Source organism: Curtobacterium sp. MCBA15_008 (genome assembly GCF_001865065.1).
In the GTDB taxonomy this organism is placed as follows: domain Bacteria; phylum Actinomycetota; class Actinomycetes; order Actinomycetales; family Microbacteriaceae; genus Curtobacterium.
In genome coordinates this window covers 1-2,166 of the sequence record NZ_MJGN01000018.1, presented here as the reverse complement: position 1 = coordinate 2,166, position 2,166 = coordinate 1, and the positions used below count along the sequence as shown (strand labels likewise).

The following is a 2,166-nucleotide window of genomic DNA, read 5'->3' as shown; positions in this document are numbered from 1 at the left end:
GATCGGCTATCGGGACGGGGCGACCTCACCGAGGTGTAGCAGCGACCAGTTCGATTTCGACGCGGGCGCCGAGGGGAAGGCCCGCGACTGCGACGGTGGTGCGGGCAGGGTACGGCGGGGTGAAGTTCGCGGCGTAGACGGTGTTCATAGCGGTGAAGTCGTCCATGGAGACCAGGTACACGTTGATCTTGATCACGTCATCGAAGGTCAGCTGTGCGGCTGACAGCACGGAGCGCAGGTTGGTGAAGACCTGCCGTGTCTGTTCGGCGACGTCACCGCCGGCGAGTTCTCCGGTGGACGGGTCGATGGGTGTCTGGCCGGAGAGGTACAGCGCGCCGAGGCCGGAGGCCGTTGCCGCGTGCGCGTACGGCCCGACGGCGTCGGGTGCTTCCGCAGCGACAACGGCGACTCGGCGACGGCCTGTGGGTCCTGCTGTGGGATGGGCGTCATCATCGATCATGGTCGGTTCCTCTCGTCGGAACAGCTGGTCCGCGCAGCGATCGGGTTACCCGGTCAGTGTGACATCGGCTGCAGCGTGGCGCTGTTAGAGGGTGAGCGCTGACGCGAGCCCGCTGGCGGTGATCGGGCCAGTCACTGCGACGGCCGCGGCGATGACGCCGGGAGTGCGGCCACGGTCAGTGATGATCGCGGTGAGGGCGATGATCAGTGCCGCGAGCCCAGAGATGACGGCTCCCGCGAATCCGAGGATGACGCCGAGGAGTACCCCATCGCCCTGCTCAGTGATTGACGCGTCGGCGCCGTTGACCACGGGCCACATCACCGTCAACAGCACCAGCGACACCAGGGCAAGCGCGAGGGCGAGGACTCCGCGACGCGGAGCCCTCACCTTCGGGTCAGTGCGCACTGGTGCCGTCATTCTCGGGACCGGCGGGCGCCTTGACGAGCTTCAGTCCGACGACAGCGCCGACGATGCCAGCGAGGAAGATCACCCGGAGGACCGTGACCGCTTCGTGCCCGGTGAGCATTGCGTACGCGACGGTGAGAGCGGCACCGGTACCGGTCCAGATCGCGTACGCGGTGCTGATCGGGATGTGCTTCGCGGCGTAGCCGAGTCCGACCATGCTCAACGCGATGCCGATCACGAACACGATGGTCGGGACGGGCTTGGTGAAGCCGTCGCTCTCGCCGAGCGCGGTCGCCCACACGGCCTCGAGGACAGCGCTGATGAGGAGTGCGATCCAGGGCATCAGCTCGCCGCCTTCAGTCCAACGACGCAGCCGATGAGAACGACGAGGAGCGCGGTCCGCGCGACAGTCAGCCGTTCCTGCTTCCGGACCACGGCGAGCACCACGGTGAGGACGGCGCCGATCCCGACCCACACCGCGTAGGCGGTTCCGGTCGGCAGGGTCGTCATCGCGAACGAGAGTCCGACCATGCTCAGCACGATCGCGACGATGAACACGATCGTGGGCTTCTTCTTCGCGAAGTTGTGCGACGCGCCCAACGCTGTCGCCCACACCGCCTCGAGCATTCCCGAGACGATCAATGCCACCCAAGCCACCAAAACCTCCGATAGTCGTACGTTTGTGCGAGTAAGGCCAAAGTAGCACAGTTGTGCGACTATTGGGAGCATGGGTCGGAATCTGGATGTCGAAGCGCGGCAGCGAGCGGTACTGGAAGCGTCCTGGCGGGTCATCGCCAGAGACGGGGTCGCGGCGCTCACGGTTCGTGCGGTTGCGGCCGAGGCGGGGATCGCACCGAGTTCGCTCCGGTACACGTTCCCCACACAGGCAAGTGTTCGAGAGCACGCGATCTCGGCCGTCGGCGAACGTCTCGGCACTCGGATCGCCGCGTTGCCGAAGACAGGAGACCCGGCGCTCTGGGCTCGGAGTGCTCTTCTGGAGCTGTTGCCGTTGGACAGCCAACGCCTATTGGAGATGGAAGTGTTCCTTGCCCTCAGCGTCGCGGCCCTCACCAGCCCGGAGTTGCAGGACATGCAGACGACGACGAACAACATCGTGCGCGACGTCTGCGCCCGAGCGGTCGCGGCTGTCGAACCGAATGCCGACGACACGGCAGTGCAGCTCGTGCACGCCGTGATCGACGGCCTCGCACTGCACCTCATCCAGTCCCCGACTGGAGGCGATCCGGGCTGGTCAGCGCAGGTAATCGACCGCTGCCTCGAATCCGTCCGCTAGACCATCG

At 66.2% G+C, this 2,166-nt stretch carries 5 protein-coding genes; 1 reads left to right on the top strand and 4 read right to left on the bottom strand.

Translation table 11 applies throughout. The annotated features are described in order from the left end of the window. Positions 1 to 25: 25 nt before the first annotated feature. The 4 genes from BIU96_RS09550 to BIU96_RS09535 form a co-directional block, all read right to left on the bottom strand. Complete coding sequence (locus BIU96_RS09550; RefSeq protein WP_071292387.1) at positions 26 to 460, bottom strand: Rid family detoxifying hydrolase; 435 nt, start codon at positions 458 to 460, stop codon at positions 26 to 28. 84 nt (positions 461 to 544) lie between these two features. Further along, positions 545 to 865 (bottom strand): hypothetical protein, encoded by a 321-nt coding sequence (locus BIU96_RS09545; protein ID WP_071292386.1) that lies wholly within the window; start codon positions 863 to 865, stop codon positions 545 to 547. Continuing rightward, positions 855 to 1,208: a multidrug efflux SMR transporter gene (locus tag BIU96_RS09540; protein ID WP_071292385.1), complete on the bottom strand. Its 354-nt coding sequence runs from the start codon at positions 1,206 to 1,208 to the stop codon at positions 855 to 857. The genes BIU96_RS09545 and BIU96_RS09540 overlap by 11 nt, the downstream gene beginning before the upstream one ends. Then, on the bottom strand, positions 1,208 to 1,522 hold the full coding sequence (locus tag BIU96_RS09535; protein ID WP_071292384.1) for a multidrug efflux SMR transporter: 315 nt from the start codon (positions 1,520 to 1,522) through the stop codon (positions 1,208 to 1,210). Before BIU96_RS09535 ends, BIU96_RS09540 begins: the two co-directional genes overlap by 1 nt. A 70-nt stretch (positions 1,523 to 1,592) precedes the next feature. On the opposite strand from BIU96_RS09535, the gene BIU96_RS09530 reads away from it, so the two are divergent. Continuing rightward, entirely contained in the window at positions 1,593 to 2,159 is a 567-nt protein-coding gene (locus tag BIU96_RS09530; protein WP_083402794.1) for a TetR/AcrR family transcriptional regulator, read from the top strand. Positions 2,160 to 2,166: the final 7 nt, after the last annotated feature.